Genomic DNA, 13,560 nt, shown 5'->3' with positions numbered 1-13,560 from the left:
CTTCCGGCTTCGTGAGGAGTAGCAGGAGGCCGGCTTGCGCTTGGTCGCGTCCGTCACCTTAACTAGGGCAGTGCCTGGTGGGCCGTAATTAGGTCGCTTGAGCTGCGGACTTCCCTCAGACTCAATCTCATCCCCTATACTCGCCCCAAGAGCCAACGACGTAGGAGGGGGAAGTTTGCGATATTGGTGGGTTAACCAGAAGCAGACGCATCGACACGAGATCGCCGGCGGGTACCTGTGGTCGCCGAAGCGGAAGCGCAACGGTGCGCGCAACCAGTTTTACGAGAACATGAGGGAGGCCTCGCCGGGGGATGTGGTGCTCGCATACTGGGATGGGGCGATTCGGGGATACGGAGTCGTTCAGTCGTATTGCTACGATTGCCCGCGGCCCGATGGGTTCAGCGAGGGGTGGGAGGCCATCGGCTATAAGGTGAGCGTTGAATTCGAAGTGCTGGCGTACCCACTTTCACCGAAAGCTCACCTGGAAGAAATCCGGCCGCTACTGCCCGCTATTTACTCTCCCCTTCATCCGGAGACTGGCAATGGCCTGCAGTCCGTCTATCTAGCGGAGCTTCCTCTCGCAATGGGCGAGCTCCTGGTGGCATTGCTCAATGCCAAGGACTTGCAAATCGCCGCGACGAGTCATGAGGCTTCACTCGAGGTCGTATCCCCCGTGGAGCAGGCTCGAAGTCAATGGGAGGCGCTCGCAGAAGGGCAAGTTCGAGCTCAGGCCGAGTTGTCGACAACAGAGCGGGATGCGCTTGTGAAGGCCCGCCGTGGACAGGGGCTCTTTCGGGAGAATGTGGCGAAGGTGGAGAAGGCCTGTCGCATCACTGGAGTGAGCATCCCCAGCTTCCTTATCGCGAGCCACATCAAGCCGTGGCGGCACAGTTCCAATCAGGAACGATTGGACGGAAATAATGGACTGCTCTTAAGCCCCAGCATCGACTGCCTCTTCGACAGAGGCTTTATCTCCTTTGCAGATAACGGCCATGTTCTGGTGTCTCCAGTGGCCAACCAGGATGCCTTACTCAGGATGGGGGTGAATGTTGCCGAAAGGCCCAACGTGGGGGCATTCAACCCGGCGCAGAGGAAGTACCTTGAGTTTCACCGTACGGAGATTTTTCTCAGGGTAGGGTGAACCAGCAAGGCGCGCTGGCTTGGCGGCTATAGCCAATGTTGCGCGTGCGCAGGTCCGGCTGCTTGCTTCGTAGCCGGAATTCAAAACCGCGAGCCTGTGTGTCGCCGGTGTTGTCTCTGGCGGAGGCATCGTCCCCCCCGTCGCCGCATGGATGAGAGCTCGACACGCTACGTGCGTGACGCCTCTTCTTCAATCGCCGCCTAACTCCTGCTCGTGGTCCTGGAGCACTTCATTGAGGAGCACCTGCTGGGCATTGTCACGAGCACGCAACTCAACACTCGTACTTGGGATAAGTGTCGAAGGCGCACTGATAAGGGCTACTGCGCCGCGCTCTGGGTGTTCTAGAGGGACTATCGCCGAGGATGCCCCGAGCTCTGTAAGCGAGAATCCTAGTTGTGTGAAGAACGCGTAGGCCTTGGCCGGCGCCTCGGGATTCGAGCCAAGGTCGTAGGATGACGTTCTCTTTCGCGGGTCGGCTTCCAGGCAGACTCTGGATACGATTACCGCTCGGAGAAGGTCTGAGAAGCTCGGGAAGGGCTGCTCAGCCTCCGCTTTGCCACTTATCAAGTGCCGCTCGTGGATGCGGATAATCGCTGCGTCGCGTCCATCAGATGTTCGGTGGGAGAGGTCGAAGAAGTCATCGGGATGGCGGCCATTGTAGTCATCCTCGCCGATGGCGAACTTGAGGTAGCGGCGCGAATCGGGCCGTTCTCGCTGAGGCTCCTGGCGCTCCTCGAGCAGCTCCGAAATCGAAGTCGTGCCCCACATCAATCGCAAGCCGCCGGTTGAGGCTCCCATCGTCGCAAGGAACTCGCGATACACGGGGGGCATCATGTCGAGCCCGCCATGAGGCTGGGCCAGCGCCGCAATCTGGTCGGCCGTTGCTGGTTCGAAGCCGTGCGTACTCCGTGGCTTCCATCGCTCCATAAACGTGAGCATGCCCGCCACCGAGAGGGGGGGCGGGGCCTTGAGGAGTTCCGACCAGGTCATCCGCATGTCTGCACCTCGATATCGCACCGGGCCATGTAAAGCGTGTCCTGACATGAGCGACATGAAGGCACTGTGGTCTCCTTCTTGCGTTTCATGTCACGACGCTCCTCAATGTTCTCGCCGCCCTCGCCACTTAAGAGAGAAGCTACGCTAGGAGGAGTCCAAGTTCCCTCGGATGGAGCGAATTTGTTGGGGCCGCGATAAAGCACATTGAAGGTCAGTGCTCGCCTACCGCCTGTGAACGAGAAGTAGAGCTCCGTCATCGAGTGAGCGACGTGGCCGCTCTTCCCGATGAGTTTGGCGCCTGCGCAAGTCCCTGGGCGGTTGGAGTAGCCAGTCTCTCCTCTTGCGACCCTCCTCGTCGTGTCGTTCCACTGCTTGGTCATTTTCTGGGTAGCCGCGGTGTCTCCGGCGGCACATCGTGGATTCAGGGCCTTGAAGCTCTCCAGCGTGGCCGAATCCTTGATGACCGTGCAACCGTAACTCGCGGCGATGGTTTCGAACGCGGGCGGCACCTCATTCCCCGACACCGCGGCGAACTTCTTGCCGGTGAGGCACACCATGACTCCAAACATGTACCCGGTGGAGTCCTCTCGGCGATGGCCCTCGAGTTCATCGCGCGTCCGCTTCAGTGACTGAATGCTCGCCCGTCGTTCCTCCAGCGTCGCCTGTTTAGGGGGGACAGGCTGGCGCCCAAGACGCTCGAGTTCAGCCGCCTTCATGGCGATTTCCTGGTTGACCTTGACCCATGCGTCCTCGCGCGCCTTGAGGTCCTTGAGAATCTTGTTGGCGACATCCAGGCTGCCTTCGAGCAGCTCGGGCACCGCGTGGCTCTCCGCATCCTTCTGGCAGATGATGCACACCCCTTCGAAGTCGTCCCCGTAGGCGAAGCCAGTTCCCGCCCGGCCATTCGACATGAACGTGGTGTTAAAGGAGTTGCCGTTGTGGAGGGTAACGTCGAGGAAGCGCACGACGCCCTTGCCCTCAACCTTCACGTCCACGCTGCCGCTGCCCCAAGCCATCTTCCCCTTAAATTTGGAGGAGATGAGGCCGCCTGCCGTCCCGGGCTCGTCGCCGGAGCTGACGCTCAGCTCGGAGTCCGTCAGCGCCACCGGCTGGCCGTTGATGGTGACACTCTTGCTGCCCTTGGTGAGCGTGGCGTCCTGGGCGGAGTTCACGAAGGGCGTGGGCACCGGCCCGCCTGGCGTCGGCACCTTGCAGACGTCGGGCGCGGCAGAGGTGTGCGTGTTCCCGCTCCCCTTGTGCAGGATGGAGCGACCGTTGGCGAAGACCTTGCTCAAGCTTCCTCCTTGGCGTTTCGATTCATCTCCACGATGCAGGCGCCAATGCGTCCACCGTCGGCACTGCCATAGACGAGCGTCCTGCGTGCGCTGGGGTGGCGCCAGCGTGCCCGGTGCAGAGCTACGCCCAGCATGACGGCGCCGGCGCCGGCGCCGGCATCTCCCAGTCCTTCGCCCGCGACGAGGACGCGCAGGGGCTCGGGCATGAGGGCGGTGTTGCGCAGGTAGGCGCGGGAGAATTCAGTTGCCCAGAAGCCGTCTCCAGGCTGGCAGGCCAGGACTGCGTCCACCCATCGCCCGCCCGTTACCGCGTTTTTCCGCAGGGCAAGGAGGGCTTCCGTCAGCCCCTCAGCCAGGCTGGGGCGGCCGTGCGTGAAGGGTTTGGGCTCCACTGCGAGCGCTGTGCCCAGCAGGACGCCCGAGGTCTCCAACTTAAGCTGCTTGAGGGCGCCTGGCCGTGCCAGGGCAACGAAGCCAGCAGCCTCGCCCGGGATTCTCCCGTCTGGATTCCGGCGGCCCAGGTGGAGCCGTGCCTCCACGAGCGCCCGCAGTGAAGCGCTGTCGACCAACGAGTCCACCGCCCCCACCAGCACCAGCGAGGAGGCTCTACCGGAGTGCAAATCCTTCTGGGCCGAGGCGAGTGCTTCGAAGAAGGCGGCCCGCCCGGCCGCATACACCTGCACGACGTCCAACCGTCCCTTCGTCTCGGCCAGGAGCGCCGCCACCAGCGACTCCTGCTCCACTCGGGCGCCCAGCCCGGCCTCCGGCAGTCCGAGGTACAGCGGCACCCGCCCAGGAGGGAGTGCGTCCAGGAGCGGCCGCACGCCGGCGAGGGCTTGCTGGGCCAGGGCCACGATTCGCTCTGTGCGGGAGAGGGAGGCGTCAAGGAGACTCAGTCGCGAGGCCCGCACGGGCTCGGCCACCCCGTCCAGTACCTCCGTCTCCGCGAAACGCACGAGGCCCGCGCGCAGCGAGGCCAACGTCATGTGTGCCGAGGTGCCCACCGGCGTGCAGAGGCCCAGTCCCACAACCTGCGCAGCACTCATGGCGTGTCCTCCCCGGGCAAGAGCAGCCGCACGGTACTCACCTCATGCCTGGCCAGTTGCTGGTGCGCTGGAAACGTCGCTCGCCAGGTGAGGACAAGGCGCCCCTCGTCCGGCTCTAGCAGCACCGTGTCCAGCACCATTCGTCGCTTCTCCCTCCGGCCTGCGAAGGTGCAGCGGGCCAGGAGTCGGTGAGTGGGGAGGTGGAAGGCCAGCGGGCCATCGGGCGAGACGCCTTCCAGCACCACCGTCTCTCCGCCCTGCAGGTGAGCCGGAGCCCGCAGACCGTCAGGGGCGGCATGGAAGAAGCGCTCGTCGAAGTCCCTGGGCCAGAGGGGAGCGCGCTTCTCCACCCAAGCCGCGTCGTATGTCCCCGCCCAGCCCAGGCGCGGTTGCCAGTGCCGCGCCACTGGGCCGAAGCTGCAGGGTGGGGGCCTGTCCGCCCAGCCGCGCACGAGGGCCTCGGGCGCCTCAATGGAGGGAAGGGGCCTTTCCAGCGCCTCCTTCGCGCCGGTGTAGAAGCCCCGGCCTACGGGGTTGCGCGCCTCGTGGCCCGACGCCGTGGTGCCGCCGAAGGCATTCTCGTAGCGCAGTGGCACGGACTCGAAGGGTAGGGCGTCTGAGGCACTCAGCCCTACGAGGCCGCGGTACCAGACGCGGGTGCCGAAGACGGTGGCCCGTTTCTCCAACGTGCCCACCCGCACTACCACCTGCGTGCGCGTCACCTTTCGGCCTCGGGGCGCCCAGGCTTGGCCGTGCAGCAGCACGTCCGTGCCCGGGCGTGTGTAGGCAGACTGCGACTCGTAGCGCAGGCTCGACTTCTCCGGCTCGCCCCAATACGTGTCCGTGGTGGCGGGCTGCAGTTGCTTCTCGCATACCGCCAGCGGTGCGTTGGCGGCGCGCCCGGCCGGCGGCAGGACGAAGCTGCCGGCGGCGACGAAGACGAGGCACTCCTCGCCCTCCTTCGTCAGCGAGAGAAAGTCTGTGGCCGCGAAGGGTGTGAAATTCTCCAGGGCAGGCATGGGGCGTCAGCGGAGGGTGGAGGCCAGGGGCGCGGCCCGGACGCGGGCAGCTGTGGCCTTCGCCCGTGCAAGGGCTTCGTGTTGGTGGTGGGTGAAGGCGCGGGTGGGTATGCGGTGCTGCCCGCGGGTGCGAATGGTGAGTTCTCGCGCCAGCACGTGCCGGCGCCGCATGGGACTGGACCCCAGCGCCTCCACCAGCACCGGGCCCGAGAAGGGCTGGCCCTGCAGGTAGCGCGTGCCCTTCGCGAAGCGTGCACGGTTTTGCGCCCACCAGTCCTTTACGGCGGCCACGTCCGGCCAGGGCAAGTCGTCCTCCGGCCGGGGCGTCAAATCAGCGTCGGGACTCTCCTGCTCCTCCGGGGGCACCGGCGCGTCTTCGAGCCTCTCTCCCGGAGGTAGGGCATAGGCGCTTTCCAAGCGCAGGCCCGTCATGGCCGAGAGCGCCTCTCCTGCCAGCCGCGCCACGTCGGGAACCGCGAGGTGCTTCACGCAGGCCTCCATGGCAACCACCTGGCCGCTGAAGCCCAGAGCCCAGAGGGCGTGGGCACGCAGCTCGGCGGACTCCAGCAAGTCCACCAAGCGGGCGGCTTCCGCCTCGTCGCCGCCCAGTGCCAGCAACACCATGGCTTCTCGGGTATGCGCGCCGGGCGCCTGCACTGCCTTGCGACATGCTTCCCAGGCCAGCTGTACTCCAGAGGCAAGGCCCGCCTCCATGGCCGCCGCACGAATGCCGGGGTGGGCCGAATCGAGCAGCGCGGGCAAGTGTCTGCGCGCCGTCTCCTCCGGCAGCGAAGGCGCCCCGCGCAGGGCGGCGACTCGCGCCCGCGGCTTGTCATGGGTGAAGAAGCGCGCCAGCACCTCCACGGGCGCTTCCTGGCGGAAGGCCAGCGTCTCCAGCACTCCCGCCTGAAGTCCCGTGTCCTCCAACTTCAGCAATTCGAGGAGGCGAGGGGCCAGCCCTGGTGCTTCACTCACCTCCAACGCCCGGAGAATGGCGGCACGGGTGGGCGCTTCCGCACCTCGCAGCCGCACCAGCACCTCGTCCACCTGGCCCAGCCCCAGCAGCGCGTAGGTTGCGGCCGAGACGCGCAGCGCTTCCTCCGAGTCGAAGGCCGGGCGCAGCACGGTGTCGAGCGCGGACTCGTCCTCCAGTGCCTCCAGGTGCGCCAGGAGTCGCTCCTCTCTCGTTGCCGTCTCCTCAAGGGTGAAGTCCGGTGCCTCCAGGGCCCTCTCCCATTGCAGCCACCGAAATTCGGCCTCGTCGAGGTGCTCCTCCAGCACGTCTACCAACAGCATGGTGCCCTCTCCCCCTGGATTCCACGAAGCGTAGCTGCAAGGGCTGACATGAATGTGCGAAGGCTTTCCAGCCTCGCCGGCTGTCGGCGCGCGAGAGTCACTGCTATAAATGCGGTGGCAATCGCAACCGCTAACTGGAGAACGCACGGACGAGGCAGTCGCGCTAAAGCCGGAAAGGCAAGTCACCGTCAGCCTGTGGACAGAGTTCGGCTGATTGATGCCACGCCCTTCAGTGGCATCGCCCTTCGGGGCAGTTCAATTCATGGGCCAACGTCGCCAGGGACTCCAGCCCGTGGGCGGCGGTGGCTGGCGTCTTCCTGCCCGGACTGGGGAGTGCAAGCCGACGGATGTGGGCACTGGGCCGGCGCTCAGCACGTCCCGAGTGAAGAGGCGTCCGTGAAGGTGCGGCATGCCACCTGCTCTCCACCCTCTCCATGAGCATGAAGAAGCGGCGGGCACTCGCGGAGCGCCTGGGGCGGGTAGAGGTGGAGTTGCAGCGGGCGTATGCGTGCTTGGACGGAAGTCTCAAGGCGCGGACGCGGTTGGCCGCAGCGAAGGACGCGTATCGACGGGCGGAGGAGGCTGCGCTGACGGCGCTGGGCGCGCGCGAGGCCTTGGTGCTTGTGGAGGCGCGCGGGGCCCACGAGGGCCTTCTTCCCGCAGTGGAGGACGCCCCGACTGGACACGGCGTCACGTCCCTCGGGAGGCAGATGCCCCATGACGGACGAGGAGCTCAACGGGCTCGAAGGGCACTACCTGCGGTTGCTGAGCGACGACCCCGCGGAACAGGGGACGCCGCTGCAGCGCGCGGCTGAGGATGTGCTTCGCCTGCTGGGGGAGGTGTACCTGCTGCGGGAAGCCCTGCGCGAGGCGATTCGCCAGGGGCTGAACGGGAAGTAGCGCACGCGCGAAGTCCTCATGTGGGGCGCTGGGGGAGGGCACCGTCACCCCCGCGTCGCCAGGCCCTCGCGCAGCATCTTCTCCACGAGCGACGCGGCCTTCTCCTCGTCGGATTCGCCCTGGACGCGCAGCGCGACGGACTCGAAACGCTGGGCATTGCCTACCACCCAGTCGATGTACTCACCCAAGGACAAGCGCTCCACTCCGAAGGCGATGTCCTGCATTCCCTTCACGATTTGGACGGCAGTGCCCTGGAGGACACGCCCGTCACGCATGACGATTACCATGATTTCCTCGCTTGAATGTGTCGACGCCAGCAACCGGATTCGATGGTGGGGCAGCCTGCCAGCCGCGCCTTGGGAAACAGGTATGCCTCGACGCGCGCGCCCCCGTCGAGAGTAATGGGGCTGCGTTGGTAGAAGCGGGGGTGGCCCTCGAGCCTGTCGAGCGCCGCTAGCGTGAGCGCGTCGACTTCGTACACCTCCCCTTCGACGGTGTGCTTGCCCCCGGAGGCGAGGGCGGGGAAGGGCCCGTAGTCGTAGAGGGTGAAGCGGGGCTGCGTCCGCGCCGGGCCGACGAGGTGTGCGCCGCGCAGGAGGTGGTGGTTGGGCTCGCCGGACAGCAGCGTCCCGTAGACGAAGACGCGCGTGACGGAGGTTGAATCGCGCTTCACGCCACACCTCCCAGGGCGCCTGAGAGGGCGGCGCGGTTGAAGCCCAGGCGTCCGTAGGCGTGCCAGAGGACGAGGAAGTAACGGGTGGCGGGTGGCCAGGATTCGAAGCATGCCTCGGGCTGGAGGTACACCAGTGCGCGACGGCGCTGGCCAGCCCTGTCCGTCACCAGTCGCGTGGCGCGCTGGTACGCGAAGGGGTGCCCCTCGAAGGCGTCGAGGGCGCGCAAGTCCCCCGGGGTGAGGCGGTAAAGCAGCCCCTCGACGTGGGCGCCGCGCACGCGCTGGAGGCTGGCGACGGCGCCGCCCCAGCGGCGGCTGTACCCGCCGAACACCAGGGTGTGTCCGGGAAGAGTGGCCCGGGCCTCGACGGTGGCGCCAGGGCAGCGCGTGCGCATTTGGGCCCTGTCGAGGTTGGAGCCGTAGGCGAAGTAGAGCATGGGTTTCTCCGTGTTGGGGGCGGGCGCGCGGCCCGCCGTAGTCATTGCCGGCCAGGGCCCTCAAGGGCCCGGCGTGAAAGCCGCTTCAGGCGGCGAGGGCCTCGTGCACGCCGCCCTGGACGCCCCCAGCGCCGCTCTGCGTGCCCTCGCTGCCGGGCGTGCCCTCCCCGCTCGGGCTGCGCCTGTCGCGGCGCTGGCCCTTCCAGGCGGCGCTGCCCTCCAGGCGCTTGAGGAGGTGGAGGCGGGCCGTCTTGAATTCCTCGCCGATGAGGCCCAGGTGCAAGAGGAACACCCGGAAGTCGTACTTCGCGGTGGCGGGGTTGAAGTCGCGGCGCTTGCTGGAGGCGGCCTTCGAGGCCAGGGCCCGGGCGGCGAGTGCGAGCACCAGTTGGACGTAGGCCTTCACCTCTCCCGCGTGCACCGTGCCGTTGAAGTACCGGAATTCGATGGTGCCCCGGAAGAAGAGGCTGTTGAGGTTGAGGCCGTGGTAGCGGCTGGAGTCGTAGCGGTTGGGCATGCTGTTGCGGCGCCCGTACCAAGCCTCATTCACCTCCTGCAGGGTGCGCGGGCGCCGGGCCTCCAGTCGCTGGAGGAATGCCCCATCGATGGGCCGGCAGTACCGGGCCAGCCGGGCCGCACTCACCCCGAGGGCCGTCTCCAGGAGGCGCTCCTGCTTGTGCACCATTTTGACGAGGTTGGTGACGCCCTTGGCGTCGAAGCGGCTGCCGTCGACGTGGATGTGGATGCCGGTGGAGGCGTCGGAGCGGGCGCCGGCCTCGCGCGCGGCGCGCACCACCTGCTGTAAGGCGTCCATTTCCTGGTAGGTGAGGATGGGGGAGACGATTTCGCCGCTGTACTCGCCCCCGCTCAGCGAGGCGTCCGCCACCACCTTCCAGGTGCGGCCCTGGGCGTCCGTCACCTGCCAGCCCCGGTAGTCGCCGGAAGCGTGCCCACCTACCGCGCCCTGAATCGCGTAGGCCAGTTTCTGGCGGGTGGCGCCAACCGTCTCAATCTCAATTCCAAACCGGAGCGTCTTCATGGAGTTTGCCTCTCGCATTGGCGCGGGGCTGTGGCGCCCGTTGCGAAACACATACGTGCTCCGGTGTGCGAATGAGGCAAGTCCTCTTTGAAGGTTGGTGGGGTGAATTTGAGTGTCTGAAATAGCCGCGAGAATTCGCGAGGTTTCATGCCGGCCTTCTGCGGATGGCGAGCAGCCCCGCGTTCCTGGGCTCGGGGCGGTAGGCGGAATTCAAGTGTGTGTGATTGTCTTGGCGATAGGCCGGGGGATTGGCGGGATGTGTCGGCGCGGAGTCCCCCGCTGCGTCCGCTGGGGCAGCCGGAGGAGCCTTCCACCGGCGCCGGGCTGCTGGCGGGCGCGCGCTGCACGCGGCGCCTGCCGAGGGGCTCAGAAGGGCTCAACCCACGAGGCTTTTGAGCAGCGCCATCGCGCGCTCGGCCTCATCCGGGGTGCCCCCCCGCCAGCTCCAGGTACACGCGGCCTCCGGAGAAGATGAACACATCCGGGAGTAGTTCGATGCGAACGTCCCAACCCTCGCTCTCCGGGGTTGCCATCTCGACATCGGCGTAGAGTCGATGGAGGGCGGGGCTCAGCCTGCGCTGGCGCGTGTCCTTCGGGAAGCGCACCTCGATGTACGGCTGGGGAATTCCATGGCGCGCGGTGTGCTGTCCTACCATCATCAACTGCTGGCTCGTCGTGGCCACCGTTGTCCTCGCGTTCCGTAGGGCGGGGTGTCGCCCGTTGCGAAAGACATACGCGCTCTTGTGGGGATGCAATTCAAGTTGAGTCTGTGGGGCTCCGCGTTGACTCTGCGAAAGGGCGCGGCCGAGGTGCTTGGCTCCTGCTGCCCTGTCGCTGCGTCCCGACGCTTACGCCTGGGTGGCCCAGCCGGGAAGCGAGCGGTACTCGATGGGGTGGCCGAGGGCCTCGGCGTGGCGGATGCCCAGCTTCATCCCCTCCGAGTAGCCGAGGTCCGTGTAGTCCACCGTGGCCTGCGCGACGCGGCGGAATTCGAAGCCCGCCTCGATGCCGTGGTTGCGCTCCTCGGGGACCTCGTCCCGCAGCACCCCAGGCTGCGTGTAGAGCAGGTGGCTCGCGTAGGGGGCCTCGCCGCGCCGGAGGCAGTCGCTGAGGGCCGCCCGGGCATACGCGACGTTGCGCTCGATGTCACCGGCGTAAGGGCTCTCGACAATCACGATGGGGCGGCTCATGGGGTTCTCCGTGTGTTGGCGGGGCCGTCGCTGGCCGTCGCGAAACACATACATCCCTGCGTGCGGGTGGGAAGCAAGTCGCGTCTGGTGTTTTGTGTCGAATGTGGTCGGCGCCCAGGGTTGGGGGCGTGTGTCGTGTGGTGTTTCAGTGTCACGGGATTGGGAGAGGAGCCCGCGCGGTGCTGCGGCGCGGGTTCCCCCTTCCTCTGCTGCTCAGCGCGGCAGCACGGCGTTGAGGAGCGCCATTCCCCGCATGGCTTCGGCATGGTCCCCCTTGGACAGCTCCAGGTAGACGCGGCCGTGATTCGCCTCCTCGAGGCGCTCGGTCTGCACAATCCATCGCTCGCTGGTAGGCGTGCGCAGCTCCACGCTGGCGGCGAACGTGTAGAGCATCGCGCTCGTCTCCCGGTGGCTGGAGCCGCGCGGGAGGAAGAAGTCCACCTGCGGCTGAGGCGTGCCGTATCGGTTCTTGCTGAGGCTCAGAGTCACCGTGGCGTTCTGGGGGGCGGTTGCCGTCGTCTGGCCAAGGCGAGGGGGCTTGGGGGTGGTCTTCATGGTGTGCGTTCCTTTGGGGTTGGCGCGGCGCTTTGTCGTTCGTCGCGAAACGCATACATCCCTACGTGGGGGTGCGAAGCAAGTTGTGTCTGATGTTTTGTGCTGGATGTAGTTGGCGCCGAGGATTGCGGCGTGTTTCGCGTGGTGTTTCAGTGTCACGGGATTGGGAGAGGAGCCCGCGCGGTGGTGCGGCGCGGGTTCCCCTGCCCCTGCCGTTCAGTCCAGCAACAGGGCGTTGAGGAGCATCATCCCGCGCATCGCCTCGGCATGGTCCCCCTCGGCCAGCTCCAGGAAGATGCGGCCGTGGTTCGGCTCCACGCAGCAGTCGGTCCGAATGAGCCACCGCTCGTTGGGTGGGGTGTTCAGCTCCAGGCTGGCGGCATAGGTGTGGAGCAAAGCGCTCAACTGCCGATGGGGGGCGCCGGGAAGGAAAATGTCCAGCTGAGGTTGGGCTCTGCCGACCTGGTTCTTGCCGAGGTCCAAGGACAGCCTGGCGTTGCTGAAATCAATCACCTTGATGGGGACAATGTAGAAGGGGACGGCCGTGGTGCTCATAGTCGGTGTTCCGGTGGGTTCGCGCGGCGCTCTGTTGCCCGTCGCAAAAGGCATGCACGCTCTGGTTGGCGGGCGTATCAAGTCCATTTGGGTGAGGAGAGCCTGCTCGACGAGTTGGGCCTGCGCGGCAAGGTGGACTTCTCCTGGGCCTCAGCCAATGTCTTGATGCATGCGCGGCTTCGCGGCGCTCGGGGCTTCCCCCACGCATGGTGCAGGTTCTGCGGCAATAGCTCCGACATCCAACTGAGGGAGAGCTGCCGCGCGAACGAGAACTCGAGCCTGAGGGCTAGGAATAGCTGGTGCTATACCTACTTCGGGGATTGAGGGCTACCATGGCGAGAATACTTGTGGCGACTAGGAAGTATGAGTGGGCGGACGGCTCTGGAAGCATCGAGGTCCGGTGGTTCAAGCCCGTCCGTTCTCGACGCGACTATGTCTGCAAATACGAGGTGGTGGGGATTGGCCCCTCGAAGCTCAAGGCGGATGCGGTGGGCGTGGACTCGGTGCAGGCGCTGTGGGTGGCGATTGATGGCGCGAGAGTCCTGCTAGAGCCCATCGCGGACGAACTTCGGTTCTTAGGGCACCCTTCTCTGCTCCTGCCACGAACGTTCCCGTTCGGGTTTACCGAGGAGGCGGAGGCGCGATTCGTACGGGCGGTGGATAGAGAGATGGATCGTGCTCTGCGGGCGCATGGTGATGATCCCGAAGCGATTCGCGAGCAGGAGCGTCAAGCCATGCTCGAACGACGCACTCGTCTTCTTCGATTGAAAGAGCAGCGGCGCTGAGACCGCGTGATAGGTCCTTGCCGTCCCTGTCACGCGCTACCGCGCTTCGTTCGCATTCCGTCGCTTCAGTGACATCGGCTTCTTCAGGGCGTTCAAGGGCCAGCACTGCGTCGTCCCGGACAGCTTTGCTTTCACACGGGCGCCCGAGAGCGCCTTGCGAAGCGCCACCGACACGAGGGCGTCGGTGGCTTGTTCTTTTGTCGTCATGCCGGGCCTTACTCCTCAGCCTTCGGAGCGAAGTGCGCGGCGGCCTCGGTGGCGCCCATGGCCTTGAGCTCGTTGTACAGTGCGCGCGTGACGAGGCGCGTGCGGCTCGGCAGGCCCGCGTCGCGCCAGGCCTTGTCCAGGGCCTTGATGGCCTCGTCGTCGAATGAGAGCGGGATGACACGCTTGCCGTCCTCGCGCACCTTCACCTCGCGCTCGGGACGCGGGCCTACGTTGATTCGCCCAGCCTCCGCCTCCCGAATCTTCCACTGGAGGTAGGAGACGTTGCTGCTGCCCGTCGGACGCTCGACGACTTCGCGGTACTTCTCCTGCAACTGCTGCAGCGACATGCCGCCGAAGCGCCCGCGCTGGCGAGCGGGCTGCGTGCCCTCGGCCGAGGTGGTGGCCGGTGCAGCAGGGGCCGGAGGA

Annotated in this window: 18 protein-coding genes; 3 read left to right on the top strand and 15 right to left on the bottom strand. The window is 66.2% G+C overall.

The window, feature by feature from the left end; genetic code table 11:
* Positions 1–175: 175 nt before the first annotated feature.
* Positions 176–1,141, top strand: a complete 966-nt coding sequence (locus HNV26_RS15100; protein WP_171443806.1) for an HNH endonuclease — start codon at positions 176–178, stop codon at positions 1,139–1,141.
* Between the two features lie 189 nt (positions 1,142–1,330).
* Here HNV26_RS15100 and HNV26_RS15095 read toward each other — a convergent pair whose 3' ends face one another.
* From HNV26_RS15095 to HNV26_RS15075, 5 genes are read right to left on the bottom strand one after another with little or no spacing between them, the layout of a single operon-like run.
* Entirely contained in the window at positions 1,331–2,137 is an 807-nt protein-coding gene (locus HNV26_RS15095; RefSeq protein WP_171443807.1) for a hypothetical protein, read from the bottom strand.
* Positions 2,128–3,432, bottom strand: coding sequence for a DUF4150 domain-containing protein (locus tag HNV26_RS15090; RefSeq protein ID WP_171443808.1), 1,305 nt, complete (start codon positions 3,430–3,432; stop codon positions 2,128–2,130). The genes HNV26_RS15095 and HNV26_RS15090 overlap by 10 nt, the downstream gene beginning before the upstream one ends.
* Complete coding sequence (locus HNV26_RS15085) at positions 3,429–4,478, bottom strand: 3-oxoacyl-ACP synthase (RefSeq protein WP_171443809.1); 1,050 nt, start codon at positions 4,476–4,478, stop codon at positions 3,429–3,431. Before HNV26_RS15085 ends, HNV26_RS15090 begins: the two co-directional genes overlap by 4 nt.
* On the bottom strand, positions 4,475–5,497 hold the full coding sequence (locus tag HNV26_RS15080) for a DUF2169 family type VI secretion system accessory protein (RefSeq protein ID WP_171443810.1): 1,023 nt from the start codon (positions 5,495–5,497) through the stop codon (positions 4,475–4,477). Before HNV26_RS15080 ends, HNV26_RS15085 begins: the two co-directional genes overlap by 4 nt.
* Positions 5,498–5,503: 6 nt before the next feature.
* Positions 5,504–6,793 (bottom strand): TIGR02270 family protein, encoded by a 1,290-nt coding sequence (locus tag HNV26_RS15075; RefSeq protein WP_171443811.1) that lies wholly within the window; start codon positions 6,791–6,793, stop codon positions 5,504–5,506.
* 717 nt (positions 6,794–7,510) lie between these two features.
* On the opposite strand from HNV26_RS15075, the gene HNV26_RS15070 reads away from it, so the two are divergent.
* Positions 7,511–7,693 carry a hypothetical protein gene (locus tag HNV26_RS15070; RefSeq protein WP_141254452.1) on the top strand — a complete coding sequence of 61 codons (183 nt, stop codon included), beginning with the start codon at positions 7,511–7,513 and terminating at the stop codon, positions 7,691–7,693.
* Between the two features lie 44 nt (positions 7,694–7,737).
* Here HNV26_RS15070 and HNV26_RS15065 read toward each other — a convergent pair whose 3' ends face one another.
* The 8 genes from HNV26_RS15065 to HNV26_RS15030 all read right to left on the bottom strand — a co-directional run bounded on the left by HNV26_RS15065 (position 7,738) and on the right by HNV26_RS15030 (position 12,142).
* The gene (locus HNV26_RS15065; protein ID WP_171443820.1) at positions 7,738–7,968 is read right to left on the bottom strand and encodes a hypothetical protein; all 231 of its coding nucleotides are present in this window, start codon (positions 7,966–7,968) and stop codon (positions 7,738–7,740) included.
* A gap of 5 nt (positions 7,969–7,973) precedes the next feature.
* Complete coding sequence (locus HNV26_RS15060; RefSeq protein ID WP_171443812.1) at positions 7,974–8,366, bottom strand: gamma-glutamylcyclotransferase family protein; 393 nt, start codon at positions 8,364–8,366, stop codon at positions 7,974–7,976.
* Positions 8,363–8,803 carry a gamma-glutamylcyclotransferase family protein gene (locus HNV26_RS15055; protein WP_171443813.1) on the bottom strand — a complete coding sequence of 147 codons (441 nt, stop codon included), beginning with the start codon at positions 8,801–8,803 and terminating at the stop codon, positions 8,363–8,365. Before HNV26_RS15055 ends, HNV26_RS15060 begins: the two co-directional genes overlap by 4 nt.
* A gap of 85 nt (positions 8,804–8,888) precedes the next feature.
* The gene (locus tag HNV26_RS15050; RefSeq protein WP_171443814.1) at positions 8,889–9,842 is read right to left on the bottom strand and encodes an amidoligase family protein; all 954 of its coding nucleotides are present in this window, start codon (positions 9,840–9,842) and stop codon (positions 8,889–8,891) included.
* A gap of 419 nt (positions 9,843–10,261) precedes the next feature.
* Positions 10,262–10,525 carry a hypothetical protein gene (locus HNV26_RS15045; RefSeq protein WP_253816586.1) on the bottom strand — a complete coding sequence of 88 codons (264 nt, stop codon included), beginning with the start codon at positions 10,523–10,525 and terminating at the stop codon, positions 10,262–10,264.
* Between the two features lie 165 nt (positions 10,526–10,690).
* A complete protein-coding gene (locus HNV26_RS15040; protein WP_171443815.1) occupies positions 10,691–11,032 on the bottom strand; it encodes a DUF7768 domain-containing protein in 342 nt (113 codons plus the stop codon).
* Between the two features lie 213 nt (positions 11,033–11,245).
* A complete protein-coding gene (locus HNV26_RS15035; RefSeq protein ID WP_171443816.1) occupies positions 11,246–11,587 on the bottom strand; it encodes a hypothetical protein in 342 nt (113 codons plus the stop codon).
* Between the two features lie 216 nt (positions 11,588–11,803).
* A complete protein-coding gene (locus tag HNV26_RS15030) occupies positions 11,804–12,142 on the bottom strand; it encodes a hypothetical protein (RefSeq protein ID WP_020479225.1) in 339 nt (112 codons plus the stop codon).
* Positions 12,143–12,474: 332 nt separating this feature from the next.
* Here HNV26_RS15030 and HNV26_RS15025 point away from each other — a divergent pair, with 332 nt between their 5' ends.
* A complete protein-coding gene (locus HNV26_RS15025) occupies positions 12,475–12,927 on the top strand; it encodes a DUF6968 family protein (RefSeq protein WP_171443817.1) in 453 nt (150 codons plus the stop codon).
* 36 nt (positions 12,928–12,963) lie between these two features.
* On the opposite strand, the gene HNV26_RS15020 is transcribed toward HNV26_RS15025, so the two are convergent.
* The gene (locus HNV26_RS15020; RefSeq protein ID WP_171443797.1) at positions 12,964–13,134 is read right to left on the bottom strand and encodes a hypothetical protein; all 171 of its coding nucleotides are present in this window, start codon (positions 13,132–13,134) and stop codon (positions 12,964–12,966) included.
* An 8-nt stretch (positions 13,135–13,142) separates the two neighbouring features.
* A partial coding sequence (locus HNV26_RS15015; protein WP_171452821.1) for a DUF2924 domain-containing protein occupies positions 13,143–13,560 on the bottom strand: 418 nt, incomplete at its 5' end.

The organism is Myxococcus xanthus, from assembly GCF_013116825.1.
Taxonomy (GTDB): Bacteria; Myxococcota; Myxococcia; order Myxococcales; family Myxococcaceae; genus Myxococcus; species Myxococcus xanthus_B.
Note: the sequence above shows the minus strand (reverse complement) of the source record. Positions and strands in the feature narration are given on the sequence as shown.

What these genes read in the sequence shown, in the direction of transcription:
- HNV26_RS15095 (WP_171443807.1), bottom strand. Translation starts at nt 2,137, where the DNA reads ATGCGGATGACCTGGTCGGAACTCCTCAAGGCCCCGCCCCCCCTCTCG.
- HNV26_RS15085 (WP_171443809.1), bottom strand. Translation starts at nt 4,478, where the DNA reads ATGAGTGCTGCGCAGGTTGTGGGACTGGGCCTCTGCACGCCGGTGGGC.
- HNV26_RS15080 (WP_171443810.1), bottom strand. Translation starts at nt 5,497, where the DNA reads ATGCCTGCCCTGGAGAATTTCACACCCTTCGCGGCCACAGACTTTCTC.
- HNV26_RS15075 (WP_171443811.1), bottom strand. Translation starts at nt 6,793, where the DNA reads ATGCTGTTGGTAGACGTGCTGGAGGAGCACCTCGACGAGGCCGAATTT.
- HNV26_RS15070 (WP_141254452.1), top strand. Translation starts at nt 7,511, where the DNA reads ATGACGGACGAGGAGCTCAACGGGCTCGAAGGGCACTACCTGCGGTTG.
- HNV26_RS15065 (WP_171443820.1), bottom strand. Translation starts at nt 7,968, where the DNA reads ATGCGTGACGGGCGTGTCCTCCAGGGCACTGCCGTCCAAATCGTGAAG.
- HNV26_RS15055 (WP_171443813.1), bottom strand. Translation starts at nt 8,803, where the DNA reads ATGCTCTACTTCGCCTACGGCTCCAACCTCGACAGGGCCCAAATGCGC.
- HNV26_RS15050 (WP_171443814.1), bottom strand. Translation starts at nt 9,842, where the DNA reads ATGAAGACGCTCCGGTTTGGAATTGAGATTGAGACGGTTGGCGCCACC.
- HNV26_RS15040 (WP_171443815.1), bottom strand. Translation starts at nt 11,032, where the DNA reads ATGAGCCGCCCCATCGTGATTGTCGAGAGCCCTTACGCCGGTGACATC.
- HNV26_RS15035 (WP_171443816.1), bottom strand. Translation starts at nt 11,587, where the DNA reads ATGAAGACCACCCCCAAGCCCCCTCGCCTTGGCCAGACGACGGCAACC.
- HNV26_RS15030 (WP_020479225.1), bottom strand. Translation starts at nt 12,142, where the DNA reads ATGAGCACCACGGCCGTCCCCTTCTACATTGTCCCCATCAAGGTGATT.
- HNV26_RS15025 (WP_171443817.1), top strand. Translation starts at nt 12,475, where the DNA reads ATGGCGAGAATACTTGTGGCGACTAGGAAGTATGAGTGGGCGGACGGC.
- HNV26_RS15020 (WP_171443797.1), bottom strand. Translation starts at nt 13,134, where the DNA reads ATGACGACAAAAGAACAAGCCACCGACGCCCTCGTGTCGGTGGCGCTT.